The sequence below is a fragment of the Legionella resiliens genome (genome assembly GCF_021344005.1).
Taxonomy (GTDB): Bacteria; Pseudomonadota; Gammaproteobacteria; order Legionellales; family Legionellaceae; genus Legionella; species Legionella resiliens.
In genome coordinates, this window is record NZ_JAJTND010000003.1 from 1 (window position 1) to 17,715 (window position 17,715).

Here is a 17,715-nt window from a genome sequence, read left to right on the forward strand (position 1 = left end):
AACGGGTTGTGTGGTAATTGACGGGGGAGTTCCGGAATTTACAGTTAATACTGCAGTACTACTTGTTACAATTCCAGCCGAATTGGATACATCCACTGAATAGTTTCCTGCATCTGCTAATACTACACTTGGGATGTTATAGCTTGCTGCAGTGGCTCCAGCAATTGCTATCCCATTTTTTTTCCATTGGTAGGAAAGAGGGGCGGTACCTGTTGCGATTACCGAGAAGGTTACAGATTGCCCGACGGTTACTGTTTGGCTAACGGGTTGTGTGGTAATTGACGGGGGAGTTCCGGAATTTACAGTTAATACTGCAGTACTACTTGTTACAATTCCAGCCGAATTGGATACATCCACTGAATAGTTTCCTGCATCTGCTAATACTACACTGGGGATGTTATAGCTTGCTGCAGTGGCTCCAGCAATTGCTATCCCATTTTTTTTCCATTGGTAGGAAAGAGGGGCGGTACCGGTTGCGATTACCGAGAAGGTTACAGATTGCCCGACGGTTACTGTTTGGCTAACGGGTTGTGTGGTAATTGACGGGGGAGTTCCGGAGTTTACAGTTAATACTGCAGTACTGCTTGTTACAGTACCCTCTAGATTGGATACATCAACGGTATAGTTTCCTGCATCTGCTAATGCAACGCTGGGTATGTTATAGCTTGTTGCAGTGGCGCCAGCAATTGCTACCCCATTTTTTTGCCATTGGTAGGAAAGAGGGGCCGTACCTGTTGCGGTTACCGAGAAGGTTACAGATTGCCCGACGGTTACTGTTTGGCTAACGGGTTGTGTGGTAATTGACGGGGGTATAAATGTACTCGATATGGGTGATTCCACATTCGTGTTGAAGTCGTGGCCCAAATGAGGATTTGCAAAAGCATTATTAAGTTGCCCGAATTGCAATATAAAACCCAAGAAAAAACAGAACATCACAAAGAATGACCTACATGGTCTCATTATTTAATCCAAAAAATTTAAGACAATTTCACATTAATTTAAAATTTAACATTATTGCTTTCAAAAAGAAATTTGTTATATTTACTTATTAAATTGGAATTAATTAAATTAATGAGCTTGCTTAGCAAAAATTTTTCACAACCCGATCAAACCTAACTGGTTCCTGATTAGGAGCTAAGAATTTACGTGGATATGGTTTTAGGTTTCTTTTGTTATGAGTTCTAAGCCCTTCTTATAGCTTTTACATGCAAGTGACTCTTCGCCAAGCTTTTCATGCAACTGTCCTTGAATTTCGTAGGCCAAGGCTGTCGGTTCGATCTCATTTGCTTTTTCAAGATAATACTTGGCTTTGCCCCAGAGCTGTTGTTTCATGCAGATTTGCCCTAAAGATAAATAAAGTGCTGCTGAATGCGCATTTTTTTTGAGTAACCCTTCAGCAAAAGCCAATTGCTTCTCATCAGATGGTAATAGGCTATAAAGCCTAATCAATTGAGGACTGAGATCTTTACGCAGTGCGCGTTGCAGTAGATTACTTGCCGTACCAAAGTCCGCTTTTTTTAATAAGAAACGTACATACTCTGCGATAATATTTGGCTCATTAGCCAAAGGTTTAGGGACCGAATGAAAAAAGGCATCTACAACTTCTGGTTGATTTTGCTTCACCAGGTCAATAAGCCTTTGCAAATAAGCATTGTATTGTAATAACTCAAGTTCTTGCTGATTAACAACCCGATGCTTTTTTAAATCAGGCAAAATAGCAATGAGTTGCGGCCAGTCTTTTACTTCCTGATAAAGTTGCATGATGAGTTTTAAGACGTAAGGATGGCGTGGGGCTATATCATGTAAATGTTTTAAGGTCGCCAAAGCTTGTTCCCATTGATGATTTGCCAGTTGTAATTCTGCTTGGGTTAATTCAACAGCAATTTTAGCTTCTGGCATTGAGTGCTGTGCTTCACGCAAATAATCATCACGTAATTGATTGTCTCCCATTTTTTGAGCTGCTCGGGCTGCTGTTAAATAATTTAGTAACGGTGTATCGGTATTAGGTAAGGCCTGAATCAAATGATTTTTTGCTTTTAACCAATATCCTTCACTGTATTCAATTAATCCTTTTCGAGTAATAGCTTGTGCTTTTTGAGCAAGTCGTTTTGAATGCCATCGGGTTAATGAGCGTGGGGTATGCGAAATTTTCTGACATAAACGAAGAATAAGATACAAAACAATGAATAAAATAATAATACCAAAGACGGCTACCCAGACCGTAGTTTCAATGGTCCAATGATTGATTGCAATCAATACATAGCCTGGATCTTTATTGAGTTGAATTCCTAAAACTACCGCACCCAATAAAATCAAAAAAGCAAAGAGAAGACGCATCATTATTGATTTCCTCCTTGTTCGCTATCTATGGATTGATTTGCTGATTTTTTGGTGTCAATTAATTCATTGAGCATAGGGAGTGCAGAACCCATACTGGGTCTTTTTTGAGTTATATTTGTTTGGTGTAACTCAGTAAGTTTTTTGATTAAAGCCGCTGTATTTGGCGTATTTGCATTAAAATTCATTTTAAGACTATCAATTGCCTGTTTTAGAACCAGTTGATAAACAAAGGGCTCATTATTTAAAATTGCCCATTGTGCTTCTTGCAGATTAAGCCGGAGCTTTTCTTTAAGTATGGCTTCGAATGCGGGGGATATAAGTGGTTTAATCTCCTGATCATGACGTCGAATCACAACAAGTTTCTCCAGTACATTCATGCTGTTTTGAAAGCGATCGCGCCAAGTAGGTGAGCTATTGGCTGGCGTTGTTGTTTTTTTTGTTGAGGTCAGATTCTCATTTAGCGGTAATGGAGTTCTCAAATCATTAATGCTGCTCTGTGCCGCATCCAATTGGCTAAGCAATCCAGCAACATCCACAGAAGGTAGGGCTTGGGTTTGAACTATATCCTTAGCGATGGCTTGCCGTATATCCAAAATTTTAGGGTCGTTAAATTGTTTTAAAAGCTGATCTGCTTGTTTTAACAATGCTATTGTGGGGTCAACTCCATTGCTCCAATGTGCATTGATTTGTGCTAATTCAAGGTAGTAACGTGCTTTGAGAAGAAGCCAGTCCTGATTTTGATAAAACTTTTGGTTCATTGCATTTTGTAACTGTTTGCTTAAACTTTCGAATTTAGTTTGTAATTGTTTCTGTATTTCTTCAGCATTATTTGTTTTTGCATTGAGCTGCTCTTGAGCTTGATCTTGTTTTTGCTCTAGTTGTTGTAGGTGCGCGGAAAAATTATTTTGCGTTTTATTTAATTGCTCATGCAATTGCTTGTTCAGAAAAAGAGTATAGGCAGCGACGCCAAGCGCTACCAGCGCAACAATAAAGCTTAATACAAATATTAGATATTTATTTTTACACACAGTGGAATTAATTTTTGGTGTCGTCTTTTCATTAGGTGTTGTTTTGACTGCCTTTTTTGCTTTTTGTATTTGTTCTTCTTTGCCGCTTGCCATAAGTTAATCCTTGTTTATGTAGTCAAACAATGTATTCATTAGTTGATTAGGATTGCATACCCTAATATTTTTTATATTCATTGAAGAGGCAACTTGAGCCAGGCGCTCACTAATTATTAGCCATTTTTTATTGCGAAGCCAATCATGGGCTTCCTTATCAAACAGTTTAAAAAGGTGATGCAAAGACTGTTCGCTTGTTAACAGTATAATGTCCACTAAATCATCGCGCCATATCGATTGAATAAATTGACGGCTTATTTGAGGAATAACCCTTTGATATACTTTGAGAATAATCAGGTTAGCTCCTCTGTGCATCAATTGTTCTTCAATGAGAGGCCTGCCTCCTTCACCCTTAAATAGTAGCACATTTTGTTTTTCTGGTTGTTGTAATGTTTTTAATGCCAATAAATGTTCACTGTCAGGTACATCAGGAACTGCACTCACGCGGATGCCGAATTTTTGCAACGCCGCAGCACTACCTTGACCAATTGCAATGACTTGAATCGAAGATGGCCACTTAATATGTCGCTGGTTTAATTGAGTAAAACAATAATGAACAGCATTTGCACTAACAAATATGGCTTGATCCACTTTTTCTAAATGAGGCAAAGAATTGATCCAATTGCTGTTTGCTGCTTCAATTTCTAGAGTTGGAAGTTCAATTGCTATTCCTCCCGCCTCACGAATACTTTGGCTCAACTGATGTGCTTGCTCTCGTGGGCGAGTATTTAAAATGCATAAACCGTGAAGCGAGCTACTCATTGTGGAACTGATGCGAGAAGGTTTGCTGCACCTTGGACTTGCAAAGATTGAGCACAGCGCTCAGCCAAGCTGGTTGCCTGCTCTATTGGGCCGGTTTGCGTGCTCGTGATGATCTGTGATCCATCAAGGGCTAAAATTTTTGCTTGCAAAGAAAGTTGTTTGTTTTCTATTGGAGCGCAAAAAACTGCTAAAGGCACATGACAATTACCGCCAAGCAGAGCATTAACCTTTCGCTCTGCGTGGACACAAATAGAGGATATGGGATCATTGAGCTCACTAAGCAGGGCTTGGATTTTGTGATCGTCACTTCTGCATTCGATTGCTAAGGCACCCTGGCCGCACGCAGGAAGCATGATGTGTGCTGATAATTGTTCGGTGATGACATTAGTGAAACCCATACGCTCAAGGCCTGCAGCAGCAAGGATAATTGCGTGATATTCTCCTGATTTGAGTTTCTCAAGTCTAGTATTGATATTCCCTCGTAAGGATTTAACACTTAAATCCGAGCGGTACGCTAATAATTGCGATTGCCGTCTAAGGCTAGAGGTTCCAACAATAGATTGGGCTGGCAATGTGTGCAAATTGTTGTGTTGGTAACTGACAAAAACATCGAAAGGGTTATCTCTTTTACAGATTGCAACTAAATCGAGGCCTTCAGGGAATTCTGCGGGCATATCTTTTGAAGAATGAACAGCAAAATCTGCTCGTTTATCTAACAACGCTTCTTCTAATTCTTTTACAAATAAACCCTTGCCGCCAATAGCCTGGAGTTTATCCTTAAGAAATTTATCTCCAGAGGTACTCATGGGTAATAATTCAATCTGCAGATTCGGCCATTTATTTAATAATAAATCGCGAACATGATTTGCTTGCCATAAAGCGAGGGGGCTTTGGCGCGTTGCTATACGTAGTATTCTTGAGTGCATAAGGATACCGCATTTTGTAAAGAATGCAGTATCATACTATGTTCATTATAAGGATGCACGCACCGAAAGAGCGATAAAAATATAAGTCCAACCATTAACAATCATATCAATAGCAATGAACATTCCTATAACCCATAAACCACTAATTGGCCATTGCATGATGATCAATATTCCAAGAATAATGGCAATAATTCCTGCAAATACGAGCCAACCCCATCCCTTGGTGTCTTTTAAAGATAGTGCGAGAATTATTCGTATGATTCCGATAACAATCAGTACTCCGGCCAGAAACGCTGTAATTAAAGTAGATGCTAAAAAGGGATCATACAATACCACTCCAGCACCAATCAGGTATAAAATTGCGATTATTGTTTGCCAGAATATCCCTTTCCAGTCTCTATGTTTGAAAATATCAAGAAAATGAGATATTGCGGAGATAATTAACAAGGCGCCAAAAAAATACATGCTGACCAATGTTAAGCCAATGACCATGCTCAAGCCGATACAACCTAGAAAAACAAGTAATATCCCCAATCCCAAGAGCCATCCCCAATTCCTCCTTAAAGCGTCTGGAGTGTATGTTTCATTTATGTTTGCCATACCATTTCCTTATTGTGATCCATTCATAATGAATTACCTCAATTGAAATATAACCTAACGCTCAAAGAGTTGTCGAATGAAGTTTTAAGTTGCTTTTTATATCCTAAGATGTGTTCATCGTGTTTAAAGCAAAGCGGAGCCCGGATTTTTCATTGTATAAAAATCCCCGGGCACGGCAGCGCTTTATTCAGGTGACAGAATAAGAATACTATTTGCAGTTATCATAAAGGGCATAAGATTTTTGTTTATAATAAGCCCAGTAACGGTCTCCGTAAGACCAATGCCAATATTCATTGCGATAATTAACGAAACCAACTGCTTCTAAGACATAACTCATGATTTTGCGATTTTGTTTTGCTACCTCGGGAATAATTTCTGAGGCAGTAAGTGAAAGAGAGCCATCTATGTCTTCCATCCAATCTTTAGGATGAATTCCCATTTCAATGGCCTCTCCTTGCTCATTGATTAAATATACATCAATTGCCGCGCCTGTTGAGTGCGGTGGGATATTGGGTGAACCGTCTTGGTTAATTACTGGAGAAACCATTCGAGTAGTTTCAATGAAGATCTGTTCGGGTGACCATTCAGGATGTTTGTTCTTCACTTTCTCATAACGTGTATCAAAGAGCGATTTTTGTAATGTCAAACTCCGATAACTTTCATACAAACAAAAACGTAATCCATTAGGTAACAAGAATTGGGCTTGTTTTAATTTTTCATAAACCGTTTTCCGCATTTTTGTGTAATCAGTATTGTTGGGGATTTCCGGAGAGGGACCATAACTTATTTCTCGAAGATCCACTAAATCAATCATTGGTTCGAGATTTTCAATCACCGGGATAGCGACTATTTTAGGATCTGCAATGAGCAAAATCGGATCCAACTCAGTGTATTCTGACATTTCAAGCCCTTATAACATCACTTATTTTTTGCCATTAATGTGAAGAAATCTGCTGCGTTTTTTCTGATTTCCTCATCGGTTAGATCTCGGGTATGCGAGGCAATCATCCAGGAATAGCCAAAAGGATCTTTAATATGTCCGGCACGATCTCCCCAGAACATTTCCGATACAGGCATGGTTATTTGACCACCAGCAGCTACTGCTTGTTGAAAAACGGAGTCTACGTCAGCAACATAGATATAAAATCCTATTGGCGAGTTGCCAAGGGTCTCAGCGCTTTTAGAGCAATTGTCCCCTTCCATTTCATCACCCATCATCATAATAGAATTACCAATTTGGAGATGGGCATGCATAATGCCTTTTCCATCCAAAGATGGGAAAACATCCAGTGCTTTGGCATTAAATGCCTTTTTATAAAACTCAATTGCTTTCGCACAATCTTTAAAAGTAAAGGTTGGCGTTACCGTATGAAAGCCTTCAGGAATTGCTCGCACCATGTTTTTATCTCCATAAAATTTTGGCTAGAAGAGTCATTATAGTTTGAAGATTGTCTTATGGGAACAAAGCTCTGAGGGATCGTCGGTTCTCATTTTAAATTTCTCAGCGTACCGCTTAAATTTCTCTACGTACCGTGCTTTATGCACGGTATCCAGATGGATATTTTAAGATGCGGCGGAGCATTTCTAGAGCAAAATCCTCTGGATACCGCGCATAAAGCGCGGTACGTAGGCGAAAAAATTAAGAGTGGTGTGCTTCGATACTCGAAAATCAGGCCATTTTGACTCAAGCTTGCGAAAGGTAAAACAGCTCCCTTTGTATCTAGCTGGAAAAAAAATTCACTTCTAGGTATTATGTCAAATTATTATCTTGCAGGGTAAACGCAGCTAATTTGTAAGCATAGCGTAGCTCTACTTGTTGTGTTTTATACAAGGAATCCAGTCGATGGAGTAGGAAGACTAAAGCTGGATTTCGCGCATAAAGTGCTGAATGTGGGTATTTTTTATTATCATTTTATTAAATGTATTTTACCCTGTATTATCATGAGGTGTCTGGGCATGAAGTTGCAGTTTTTGATGTTATTGTCTTGTTTTTCATTTGCACTGTATGCAAGTAATGAATTGCAGCAACGAGAAATCCAATTAAGAATTCAACCTGTAGGAAAGGTTACTGTACAGGGCCAGACTCAAATAGATAATAAAGAAATGAGTTCTACCGGAACAAAAACAGAGCCCGGAGAAGAAACATATCAACAATATTGTATTGTGTGTCATCGAGATGGTCTCGCGGGGGCACCAAAATTCAGAAATGAACAGGATTGGCAACCGCGTTTATCGGGGAGAGAATTAAATGATTTACTTGCTTCTTCAATTAAAGGTTTGAATGCTATGCCCTCAAAAGGAACATGTATTAAATGCAGTGATGATGATCTTAAAGCGGCTATATCCTATATGTTGCCAAAATCATGAAAAAACTTACTTATAAAAAAATTCAAACTTTTAATGCAATGCTGACTGTATTTGTATTGTTTGCTTCTTTTTATTTTCAATATATGGTCGGCCTTGCTCCATGTCCTTTATGCATTATGCAGCGCCTATGTGTTTTTTTATTGTTAGCGGTTATGGGATTAAGTTTTCGAACTTTAAAGAGGGCGCGTGTTATCAGTTTGCTGCAAATCATCATTGCCTGCGCAGGGTTATATTTTTCTTTACGTCAATTATGGTTACAGTCTTTACCGGCAGGTGAAGCACCCGCTTGTATGCCAAGCCTGGATATTTTAATTCGTTATTTACCCTGGCAAGATGTAGCGAAAGCTTTATTTTGGGGAACTGGGGATTGTGCTGAAGCCAGTTGGCATATGTTAGGAATCTCAATGCCTGGATGGGTTGCCATATACTTTTTATTCATGGCCCTTATGGGATGTTTTTTGTTTTGGAACACCCGATCCAGCGTGCTCCATAATGATAATTTATAGTCGCTAGGCGTTTTATAGCCCTGAGTTTTATTTCCACAGGTATTTAAATTGTTGTTGAGGTATTGAATTGCAGATTTTTCCCGGCAATACCTTCATATTCTTGTGCTGCTTGGGATAAATTAGCAATGGGCTGATTTCTTTCAGGATGAGCGAAACGAAGCATCTGATTTTTAAAATGAGCGATGCGGGCAGCTGATTCTGGTGATTGAGGCAAGTTGATTTTTTGCACCAGTTCTAGTACTACGTGACGCGGTTGATGGCAGACGATTAACATATCACAACCTGCTTTAAGCGCTTCCTCTGTGCGGGTCTTTAAATTGCCTATATCGGCACCCGTCATACTCAAGCAATCACTTAAAACCAAACCTTTAAATTTCAATTCATGGCGTAAAATCTCTTGCAGCCAAATTGTTGAAAAACCAGCAGGTTTATTTGCATCAATTGTTTTATATGTTACATGCGCGGGCATGACCGCACTGAGCAGTCCTTTCTTGATCAGTTCGATGAAAGGTTTTAAATCTTTAATTTTCAATTCATCCATCGAGACGAGAGAAATGGGCATCGCAGTATGTGAATCAGCACCAACTGAACCATGGCCTGGAAAATGTTTGGCAACTGCAGGCATTCCAGCTGCATTCATGCCTTCAATAAAAGCACTTGCCAAAGCAATAATGACATCAGGATTATGGTGAAAAGCGCGATCCAAACGTGCAATGACCAGACTTTTGTCATGGAGATCAAGGACCGGAGCAAGACTTAAATCGATACCAAATGCTAATAAATCTTTGGCCATAATTTCGCCATATTGTCTCGCAAGGCGGATGCCCACTTCCGGGCTTAAATCATACACATCACCATAGACTCGAGGGGCAGGCAGGGAGCGAAATCCTTGGCGCAAAAAACGTTGCACAAAACCACCTTCATGATCGGTTGCTATAAAAATGCTGGGATTGATTTCGCGAATTTCATGAATTAGGTGTTCTAACTGCTGTGGACTTGTAAAGTTGCGTGTGAAAAGAATCACGGATCCGACATTAGGATGTTTTACGATTTCCCGTTCAAGGTCTGAAAGTTCAGTATTTTCTATATCAATCATGAATAAGTGAGAATTTGAACTGGGCATATACGTGTATCCTTTTTAGAATGGATGAATGAGGCCATGCTTCCATCGGTTTTGCGGATGATATCATAGATTATACTTCTTTCGAAACGTTACTGTAGCGGCAAATTGCTTCGTTGAGGCAGTGAATTTTCATGTGACCTGAATCTTCTATACATTGCTGAAAAACCAGTCCAGCTCTTATTCTGATTTCCCGCGGCCTGTCCGCGGAGGGAGTCAAGAGACTGCTCACATGAGTGTAGCTCTACTCCATTGCTACTGCAGCAAGTTGGGGTTGATAAAAGCAGCCTACTGATTCAAGATTAATCATGACTAATGCTGGTAATCTGGGTTTGACTTAGCTATCATCGGCATTTTGAATAATTTTTAGCAGATGAAAACCTTTTCTTGTGACGTCTTGTATCAGCACTCAGCTACCCAGGCACGGGTGACACGTGTCACTACTGCTCATGGTGAATTTATTACTCCGGTTTTTATGCCGGTTGGCACACGTGCAGGTGTAAATAATATGACCCCTGTAGAATTGCATGATGCGCACAGTCAAATCATTTTAGGGGGTAATACCTATCATATGCTGTGCGCCCCAGGTATGGAAGTTATCGAAAAAGCAGGAGGCATGCATCCTTTTATGGGATGGCATGGACCTATGTTAACGGATAGCGGGGGCTTTCAGGTTTTTAGTTTATCCAAGAATAAAGAAATCTGTACTATTGATGAGGAAGGAGCGCATTTTAGATTACCAAGCAGTGGGCGATTAATCCATATGACACCGGAAATGTCTTTGGAAACCCAAAAGATCATTGGTGCAGATATTATCATGGCTTTTGATCAATGCACACCAGACAGTTGTACCAAAGATGAAGTAAATCATATCATGACGCGTACACATCGTTGGTTAAAACAATCCATGCAATACCATCAACAATACCCCAATTCACGATATGGGTATGAGCAAGCGCTTTTCGGTATTATCCAAGGGGGTACTTTTAAAGATTTACGCCGTGAAAGTGCGGATTTCGTATCTTCCCTGAATACGGAAGGTATTGCGATTGGTGGTGAAACCATAGGTTTTGATATGAAAACCACGGTTGAAGTTATCCGGTGGGTACGTGATTATCTTCCAGAGAATAAACCGCGATATACCATGGGCGTTGGAATGTCACCCCAAGATCTTTTAGATGTAGTTGCCGAAGGAATTGATATGTTCGATTGTGTTGCTCCTACACGTAACGCGCGGCATGGGTCTTTATACTGTGGTCAGTTGATTCAGGAAGGCAATTGGCTACGTTTTGCCAGTGAGTACGAAAATGAACGAATTCAAATAAAAAAATCATGTTTTGCTGATGATATGTCGCCAATTATGGCACAATGTTCTTGTTATACTTGCCTTAATTATTCACGTTCCTATTTGCATCAGTTAGCAAAACAAAAAACAAATTTATTTACTGCATTAGCAAGTATCCATAATGTTCATGTAATGCACGATGTTTGTGATAAAATGCGTGAGTTGATTATGAGTGACAGTTTGAACTAAAAGACAACTCATGTCATTTAAGTAGCATAACGAATATTATCCTGTAAAAAGCAACGTCTTTTTATATATAGGATCCATCAATTAATTTAAAAAATGACAGGAGATATAATGGTTGTAATTAGTACATCTAAAGGTGATATTCATCTACAGTTAGATACAGAAAATACTCCGACTACAGCAGAAAATTTTCTTAATTATGTGCGCAGTGGTTTCTATAATAATACAATTTTCCATCGTGTTATCGCCGGTTTTATGATTCAAGGCGGTGGGTTTGATTCAGATATGAAACAAAAATCGACTCACGAACCCATTAAGAATGAAGCCAAGAATGCGAAGCCAAATAAGCGAGGGACGATTGCAATGGCACGAACTATGGATCCTCATTCTGCAACGGCACAATTTTTTATTAATGTTGCGGATAATGTATTTTTAAATTACAGCGGTGAGCACATGCAAGGATTTGGGTATTGTGTATTTGGTGAAGTTGTGGAAGGAATGGATGTTGTAGATGCTATTGCCAAAGTAAAAACGGGACAGAGTATGGGGCATGCTGATGTACCCATCGAAGAAGTGAGTATTCTTGAAGTTAAAGAAATTTAAGTGTGATTCGTAGCCTGCCTGCAACTGAATCTTCTACACATCACTGAAAAACTAATCCAGCTCTACTCCGACGTTCCGCGGCTTGTCCGCGGGATCCAGGGGATCTTCGCTAAAACACTGGACCCCGAGGACAAGCCGCGAGGCGTAGGCTGAGATGTTATCAAGAGACAGTTGCAAGCAGCCAGGCAGGCTACTGCTAGGATTTCCTTTTGCGTTTTTTGATACTTTCCGAATAATCAAATATCGGTATTTCAATGTGGAAAAAAATGGCTAATAGACGTGCAGTAAAAATACTGATTAGGGTGATGATTATATTAATATTTTCTGAAATATGAAAATAGTCGAGCGCAATAAACAGTACTGCGCCAGCCAAGGCAATGACTGCATAGAGCTCTTTTCTTAATACTAATGGAATATCGTTGCATAAAATATCTCGTAACATCCCCCCACAAATACCGGTGATCATCCCGCTAATGACTGCAATACTTGGTGATAAACCATGATTTAGTGCTTTTTGAGTGCCAATGATCACAAAAGTGGATAGTCCCAGGGCATCCAGGATTAAAAATATTTTCATGATTCGAATCAATGAATGTGCAATAAATATGGTGAGGAATGCAAATAATGATGTGTAAAGTAAATATTCAGGATGAATAACCCAGGTCAGAGGATAAGTATTAAATAGAGCATCTCGCACAGTACCACCACCTAATGCTGCAATGCAGGCAATCAACATGACACCAAAAAAATCCATTTTTTTGCGACCGGCAGCTAATGCGCCAGTGATCGCTTCAACACAAATACCTATGATGAAAAGACAATGGAGTAACATATAAACTCAGTGTTTTTTTAAAATGCAATAATACCACTATTAGATCAATGGTGGAACATATTGTTAGGCGTTAATTTTTGCGAGCAAGAACTATCCATAGGACAAGTTGGTATTATATCGCTTGCGAATGACTAAAATGTTTCACTGTAGATAAAGCCAAATCAATGATTTTTTTAGATTGTTCTTCATCCGCATTAATTAGGCTGACATCACTGATTAATTCCATTAAAAAATTAGGTATTTCCTGTTCCATTAGCGTGCCGTTATAAAGGCTTGATGCTTTGGCGAAAATATAGTGAAGCAAATTTTTATTAATTGATATTTTTTTTTGGGTGATTCCCTCATCATTATGGGAGTCTCCAAATAATAACCATCCTGGTGAAACATGAATTTTTACTGCGATTTCTCTTAATTTAACGGGATCGGGAATGGCTTCACCGCGGAGATACTTACGACAAATTTGTACTGAATAACCTGTAATTTCTGACAACGTATGGATGCAGACCCCTGAAGTAGAGCGTTGCGAATTAAATCCAGCCGCGATCATTGCATCACGCAAGCGGTTAGCGAACTGTTTTGCTAGGTTAACTTTTTCCATGATGATACAAGCCAGCTTTTAAGGATATGAAGTATAACAAATCGATATGATTTATGCAAAAATAAGGAATTTTGGAAACTTATAGTTTCCAATAGAAATTTATTGTTGACATTGGAAACTAAAAAAGTATAATTTCACCGAAACCTAAAGGAAAAGGTTTCTAACTTGCCTCCAATAAGGGCAACTCGTGATATACGATGGAACATATCACATAGTACAGTCCAATGAGAGAAAAAAGTGGCATAAATCATAGCGGTTACCTCGCAATATCATGGCTTGAATGGTCCCCCTCTATTCAAGCCTTTCTAGCGAATTCAAAAGAGTTCCTAAAATTCAATCAATAGTGAGGTAAAAAGAGATTATTTAACACTTTACTGAAGCGACTAAATCTAAAGTAATTCATATTCCAGGGTGGTATTTAATTTCATGAATGTCATGAAAATTTATTGAAGGATAGGTTCCTCATCATATTTGTATTTTAAATTATGCGAATTTTCTTTATTATTTCTGTAATTAGGTTTTAGAAAGACGGTTTATTGCTCTATTTCCGTTTTTATGCTCCGCAAAATGGATATTTTGTTTTTTCTATTGTGTATGGGCGCGGGTTGTTTAATTTTCGCTTTTGGATTAGCGTCCAAATGCAACAAGGGATTTGATTATGATGATGATGGACATTTTAAAATTTAGGAATTTAATCAGATATCGAAACTGGTTTATGCGATCTCTATCATATGTCCTCACTACTATTTTGTTATGTTTTTCTATATCCCTCTACGCCGTGTCATTAGCTATTCCTCAAATTCCCCTGGTTATCGCTAGTCCAACACATCCTCAGGTATTGATCCTGATAGGAAATTCTCAATCGATGGATGGTAACTTTAGCGGTGCGATTATGACTGGTTCAGGTTCACTGTCAAGCAGTCTAATTTCACTTTACAATTCAAGTTCGCCTGTTAATTATCAAGTCCCAGCAGGATTTACTCCACCCGTACAAGCCCCAGATGCCAATGGATTCGCGCCTTATACTGTTACTCAGGGAGGAACTAAAATTGATAATAGCCCCAGTCGATTAAATATCGCCAAAGCAGCTGTCGAAGCCATTATTGAACATTATATACCTTCAACGGATTTTGCCTTGGGGACCTACAGCACGAGCAGCATCAGCATTTTTAATACGTGGGTTTATTACATGTCGCCTCAAGGGAGTAATTTTGTTTTTACAAATACTCCAATTGTCGGTAATCGATATGTCACTAATCCTTGCTATAACTATAGCTCAGCATCGTCTACCATTGCGAGCAATTGCGCATCCATCGCTACGCTTTATGGGGCCAATGAGGTGTCTTCAAACCAGTATATGCAAATTGGGGATTCCAGTGACGATCCAGTAATTAATGATATGCTTTTTAGTTCAGGTGGTCTTCCAGGGGTATTCGTGAGTTATAATGGTCCCACCCCATCTAATCCTTATCCTCCTAATTATACCCTATCCAATTATAATCAAGGGAATATAAGAATGACCTATGCCAATACAAGACCTTCTATTGGCAATTTTATCACAGCACCTACAAATGCTGGATTTGTACCTTTTTCACCGCAGGTTATGTACGTGCAGCGCGGTTTCGCCTATTACAGTAACAATTCGTTTAATACGGGTAATATACGGATAAACATGACTACTGCTGGAGTCAATCCAACTCCTACAAGTGTTGCCAATGCCTTGAATATTTTTCTGCCCTTATTAAAACCGGAAACTAATTCGACATCTACCACTGAAATAAAAGCATCTGCTACCCAATCTCCCCTTGGAGGGATGCTGACCCGGGCTGGAAGTTTTATGAAGACTGTTGGAACAACGAGTGGTGATTGCCCGCAAAAAAAATACGTTATTCTGATTTCAGATGGTTTGCCCACTCAGGATCTCCAGGGAAGATACTGGCCGCCATTAGGGAGTGCAGCAGCAGTAGGATATGGTGTCACTGCAACATTCAATGCGGATGGATCGCTAAATAGTACAAATGATCAAGCTTTAAGTGATGTAATTGATGAAGTAGTTAAGCTAAAAAATGATAAGGTTACAACTTTTGTCATAGGCTTGGGGGCAGGCGTTGATCCTACCGTGAATCCGCAAGCTGCCGCGACGCTAAAAGCCATTGCAGTAGCAGGGGACACGATAGATTATTACCCTGCCACGAATCCAGAGCAACTAGTCAATAGTTTTAATGCAATTCTGGCAAATATTCAAAATGGATCATTTTCAACGTCAGCAGCGACCGTCAGTTCAACGCGTATCGATACGGACATTGTGGAGTACCAAGCTAATTTTACCACTAGAGATACACCTTACGAAGATTGGACTGGAAATTTGTTAGCGATAAACCTTGATCCAGATACTGGCGCACCAACAAGTACCGTCCTCTGGTCAGCCCAATCCCAACTTGACTCTTTAGTGGCCGGAGCGGGGTGGTCAGCAAACCGAAAAATAGCTACATGGGATCCTGTGGCCCAAGTCGGCGTTCCCTTTAGATGGGAAAATATTAATACAACCCAACAAGCTCAGTTACAACCTATAGATGCATTAGGAGCACAGCGATTAGAGTACATACGAGGCAATACCGGATTGGAAAAAAGAAATGGGGGAACATTCCGTAATCGTTCGCATGTCCTAGGGGATATAGTTGATAGCCAAGTCATATACGTTGGCGCACCTCAAGCTCCTTATTTAACGACCAGTTATATCGATTTTGCGAAAACACACGTTAATCGACAACCCACCCTCTATGTGGGGGCCAACGATGGGATGCTCCATGCGCTTAATGCGACCACGGGTCAAGAACTCTTCGCCTTCATTCCCAATGATGTATTTAATAATCTCTCTCAGCTTACTTCTACTCTCTATAATCAGAACCATTTATTCTATGTCAATGGATCACCAGAAAGCGCCGATGTTCAATTCACTGATGGCTCCTGGCACACTATTCTTGTGGGAGGAGAAAATGCAGGTGGTCAAAGTATCTATGCGCTTGATATAACTAACCCTACTGGCCTAAGTACTGAAACTGCGCTGGCAAACGCTGTCTTGTGGGAATATGCTGATATTGATTTAGGACTTACTTTCAGTACCCCCAAAGTGGGTCAAATAGGAAAAACAAGCCCTACCTCCTTAAATTTTGCTGTCTTTTTTGGTAATGGGTATAACAGCACGAATAATAAATCGGTACTTTATGCAGTCAATCCTCAAACAGGAGTATTAATTCGAAAAATAGATCTTTGTGCTGCTGTGCCGTCAGCCTGTAATGTAAATTTACCCCAAGGACTATCGACAGTTGCATTAGCTCAAAGAGATGGATTGCAAGGGGAACCTATCACAGCTGTCTATGCCGGCGATATACAAGGTAACCTATGGGCAGTTGATGTTTCATCTAATGATCCTGCCAATTGGAGTCCTCGACTCCTGTTTCAAGCAAGAGATTCTACTGGTGTTGCTCAGCCTATAACAACAGCCCCTATAGTGACTCTAAATCCGAATTATCCACGTTATCAAGGCCCATTTGTCCTCTTTGGCACAGGGCAACTTCTGACAACGTCTGACTTGGCCAATGCCCAACCTCAAACAATTTATGGGATATGGGATAAACCGCTTACATCCGCAACCTTTACACGAACTGATCTTCAGCAGCAAACATTATCACTGGTTAATTCAGCGACTTCTGGTTTATCTACAGACCTCATTACAGCAACGGCTAACACCATAAACTGGACTAACAAAGTGGGGTGGTTTGCCGATTTACCTATAGCAGGCCAAAGAGTGATCGGCAGTCCGGAGCTGATAAGCGGAGCATTTATTGCGACTCTCAATACACCACCTCTTGATTCATGCGGATTTGGATTTTCATCCATGCTTTTAGAATTGAATTTCTTAAATGGAGGCGCTTTCCAATATGCCCGATTTGATCTAAATGGTGACAGTGCTTTTAATGCCTCTGATCAATACAATGGGGTATATGCTGTAGGTGTTGGTTTATCAAACAGTTATGCAAATTCGCCAACGATTTTAGGTCCTGATAAAAATAATAATCTGGTGATTCTCATCACACTATCTGATAGAACTCAAAAAACGATTATTGCACCTAATCTTGTGCGAAGAAAAACGGGTTGGTGGCAAATCCAGTAGAGGATATAACTGGAATACCCGAGCAAAGCGCAGCATATCTGGCTTTGCAGGGTGAACGAAAAAACATGCTGATGAAGGCTGCGCTATCTCAGCATGTTGCGTTCAACTTGAGCTCAAATCTGATTTTCCACCAAGATTCAAACATATTCCCTGAACGATTACCCCTTTTCTTGTTAGTCTGGTGTCTTGTAGACAATACGGAACCAATTGTTAGTCTGGATAAAAAAATAAATTT

Annotated in this window: 16 protein-coding genes; 5 read left to right on the forward strand and 11 right to left on the reverse strand. The window is 39.8% G+C overall.

The genetic code is table 11. From position 1 onward, the window contains the following. The 8 genes from LXO92_RS03710 to LXO92_RS03745 all read right to left on the reverse strand — a co-directional run. On the reverse strand, nucleotides 1-960 hold a 960-nt coding region (locus LXO92_RS03710), incomplete at its 3' end, for an immunoglobulin domain-containing protein (protein WP_233291519.1). Between the two features lie 198 nt (nucleotides 961-1,158). Further along, entirely contained in the window at nucleotides 1,159-2,340 is a 1,182-nt protein-coding gene (locus LXO92_RS03715) for a heme biosynthesis HemY N-terminal domain-containing protein (protein WP_232890405.1), read from the reverse strand. Next, complete coding sequence (locus LXO92_RS03720; RefSeq protein ID WP_232890406.1) at nucleotides 2,340-3,461, reverse strand: uroporphyrinogen-III C-methyltransferase; 1,122 nt, start codon at nucleotides 3,459-3,461, stop codon at nucleotides 2,340-2,342. The genes LXO92_RS03715 and LXO92_RS03720 overlap by 1 nt, the downstream gene beginning before the upstream one ends. Nucleotides 3,462-3,464: 3 nt before the next feature. After that, nucleotides 3,465-4,223, reverse strand: a complete 759-nt coding sequence (locus tag LXO92_RS03725) for a uroporphyrinogen-III synthase (RefSeq protein ID WP_182351396.1) — start codon at nucleotides 4,221-4,223, stop codon at nucleotides 3,465-3,467. Next, nucleotides 4,220-5,149 (reverse strand): hydroxymethylbilane synthase, encoded by a 930-nt coding sequence (gene hemC, locus LXO92_RS03730; RefSeq protein WP_182351397.1) that lies wholly within the window; start codon nucleotides 5,147-5,149, stop codon nucleotides 4,220-4,222. Before hemC ends, LXO92_RS03725 begins: the two co-directional genes overlap by 4 nt. Before the next feature lie 45 nt (nucleotides 5,150-5,194). Beyond that, nucleotides 5,195-5,749 carry an HdeD family acid-resistance protein gene (locus LXO92_RS03735; protein WP_182351398.1) on the reverse strand — a complete coding sequence of 185 codons (555 nt, stop codon included), beginning with the start codon at nucleotides 5,747-5,749 and terminating at the stop codon, nucleotides 5,195-5,197. Nucleotides 5,750-5,957: 208 nt separating this feature from the next. Further along, the gene (locus LXO92_RS03740; RefSeq protein WP_232890407.1) at nucleotides 5,958-6,650 is read right to left on the reverse strand and encodes a M15 family metallopeptidase; all 693 of its coding nucleotides are present in this window, start codon (nucleotides 6,648-6,650) and stop codon (nucleotides 5,958-5,960) included. Between the two features lie 17 nt (nucleotides 6,651-6,667). After that, the gene (locus tag LXO92_RS03745) at nucleotides 6,668-7,147 is read right to left on the reverse strand and encodes a VOC family protein (protein ID WP_232890408.1); all 480 of its coding nucleotides are present in this window, start codon (nucleotides 7,145-7,147) and stop codon (nucleotides 6,668-6,670) included. Between the two features lie 558 nt (nucleotides 7,148-7,705). On the opposite strand from LXO92_RS03745, the gene LXO92_RS03750 reads away from it, so the two are divergent. After that, nucleotides 7,706-8,116: a c-type cytochrome gene (locus LXO92_RS03750; RefSeq protein WP_182351401.1), complete on the forward strand. Its 411-nt coding sequence runs from the start codon at nucleotides 7,706-7,708 to the stop codon at nucleotides 8,114-8,116. Then, nucleotides 8,113-8,622 (forward strand): disulfide bond formation protein B, encoded by a 510-nt coding sequence (locus tag LXO92_RS03755; protein WP_182351402.1) that lies wholly within the window; start codon nucleotides 8,113-8,115, stop codon nucleotides 8,620-8,622. Before LXO92_RS03750 ends, LXO92_RS03755 begins: the two co-directional genes overlap by 4 nt. Before the next feature lie 43 nt (nucleotides 8,623-8,665). Here the strand turns inward: LXO92_RS03755 and nagZ are convergent, their stop codons facing one another. Next, the gene (gene nagZ / locus LXO92_RS03760) at nucleotides 8,666-9,745 is read right to left on the reverse strand and encodes a beta-N-acetylhexosaminidase (protein ID WP_182351403.1); all 1,080 of its coding nucleotides are present in this window, start codon (nucleotides 9,743-9,745) and stop codon (nucleotides 8,666-8,668) included. 370 nt (nucleotides 9,746-10,115) lie between these two features. On the opposite strand from nagZ, the gene tgt reads away from it, so the two are divergent. Further along, complete coding sequence (tgt, locus tag LXO92_RS03765) at nucleotides 10,116-11,276, forward strand: tRNA guanosine(34) transglycosylase Tgt (protein WP_182351404.1); 1,161 nt, start codon at nucleotides 10,116-10,118, stop codon at nucleotides 11,274-11,276. A gap of 108 nt (nucleotides 11,277-11,384) precedes the next feature. Beyond that, a complete protein-coding gene (locus tag LXO92_RS03770) occupies nucleotides 11,385-11,876 on the forward strand; it encodes a peptidylprolyl isomerase (RefSeq protein ID WP_232890409.1) in 492 nt (163 codons plus the stop codon). Between the two features lie 196 nt (nucleotides 11,877-12,072). On the opposite strand, the gene LXO92_RS03775 is transcribed toward LXO92_RS03770, so the two are convergent. Further along, nucleotides 12,073-12,708 carry a trimeric intracellular cation channel family protein gene (locus LXO92_RS03775; protein ID WP_182351406.1) on the reverse strand — a complete coding sequence of 212 codons (636 nt, stop codon included), beginning with the start codon at nucleotides 12,706-12,708 and terminating at the stop codon, nucleotides 12,073-12,075. 112 nt (nucleotides 12,709-12,820) lie between these two features. Further along, the gene (locus LXO92_RS03780) at nucleotides 12,821-13,306 is read right to left on the reverse strand and encodes a helix-turn-helix domain-containing protein (protein ID WP_232890410.1); all 486 of its coding nucleotides are present in this window, start codon (nucleotides 13,304-13,306) and stop codon (nucleotides 12,821-12,823) included. A 667-nt stretch (nucleotides 13,307-13,973) separates the two neighbouring features. On the opposite strand from LXO92_RS03780, the gene LXO92_RS03785 reads away from it, so the two are divergent. Next, nucleotides 13,974-17,480: a pilus assembly protein gene (locus tag LXO92_RS03785; RefSeq protein WP_340162999.1), complete on the forward strand. Its 3,507-nt coding sequence runs from the start codon at nucleotides 13,974-13,976 to the stop codon at nucleotides 17,478-17,480. The last annotated feature ends 235 nt before the right edge of the window (nucleotides 17,481-17,715 follow it).

What these genes read in the sequence shown, in the direction of transcription:
- LXO92_RS03745 (WP_232890408.1), bottom strand. Translation starts at nt 7,147, where the DNA reads ATGGTGCGAGCAATTCCTGAAGGCTTTCATACGGTAACGCCAACCTTT.
- LXO92_RS03750 (WP_182351401.1), top strand. Translation starts at nt 7,706, where the DNA reads ATGAAGTTGCAGTTTTTGATGTTATTGTCTTGTTTTTCATTTGCACTG.
- LXO92_RS03755 (WP_182351402.1), top strand. Translation starts at nt 8,113, where the DNA reads ATGAAAAAACTTACTTATAAAAAAATTCAAACTTTTAATGCAATGCTG.
- LXO92_RS03770 (WP_232890409.1), top strand. Translation starts at nt 11,385, where the DNA reads ATGGTTGTAATTAGTACATCTAAAGGTGATATTCATCTACAGTTAGAT.
- LXO92_RS03775 (WP_182351406.1), bottom strand. Translation starts at nt 12,708, where the DNA reads ATGTTACTCCATTGTCTTTTCATCATAGGTATTTGTGTTGAAGCGATC.
- LXO92_RS03780 (WP_232890410.1), bottom strand. Translation starts at nt 13,306, where the DNA reads ATGGAAAAAGTTAACCTAGCAAAACAGTTCGCTAACCGCTTGCGTGAT.
- LXO92_RS03735 (WP_182351398.1), bottom strand. Translation starts at nt 5,749, where the DNA reads ATGGCAAACATAAATGAAACATACACTCCAGACGCTTTAAGGAGGAAT.
- tgt (WP_182351404.1), top strand. Translation starts at nt 10,116, where the DNA reads ATGAAAACCTTTTCTTGTGACGTCTTGTATCAGCACTCAGCTACCCAG.
- LXO92_RS03785 (WP_340162999.1), top strand. Translation starts at nt 13,974, where the DNA reads ATGGACATTTTAAAATTTAGGAATTTAATCAGATATCGAAACTGGTTT.
- LXO92_RS03725 (WP_182351396.1), bottom strand. Translation starts at nt 4,223, where the DNA reads ATGAGTAGCTCGCTTCACGGTTTATGCATTTTAAATACTCGCCCACGA.
- hemC (WP_182351397.1), bottom strand. Translation starts at nt 5,149, where the DNA reads ATGCACTCAAGAATACTACGTATAGCAACGCGCCAAAGCCCCCTCGCT.
- LXO92_RS03720 (WP_232890406.1), bottom strand. Translation starts at nt 3,461, where the DNA reads ATGGCAAGCGGCAAAGAAGAACAAATACAAAAAGCAAAAAAGGCAGTC.
- LXO92_RS03715 (WP_232890405.1), bottom strand. Translation starts at nt 2,340, where the DNA reads ATGATGCGTCTTCTCTTTGCTTTTTTGATTTTATTGGGTGCGGTAGTT.
- nagZ (WP_182351403.1), bottom strand. Translation starts at nt 9,745, where the DNA reads ATGCCCAGTTCAAATTCTCACTTATTCATGATTGATATAGAAAATACT.
- LXO92_RS03740 (WP_232890407.1), bottom strand. Translation starts at nt 6,650, where the DNA reads ATGTCAGAATACACTGAGTTGGATCCGATTTTGCTCATTGCAGATCCT.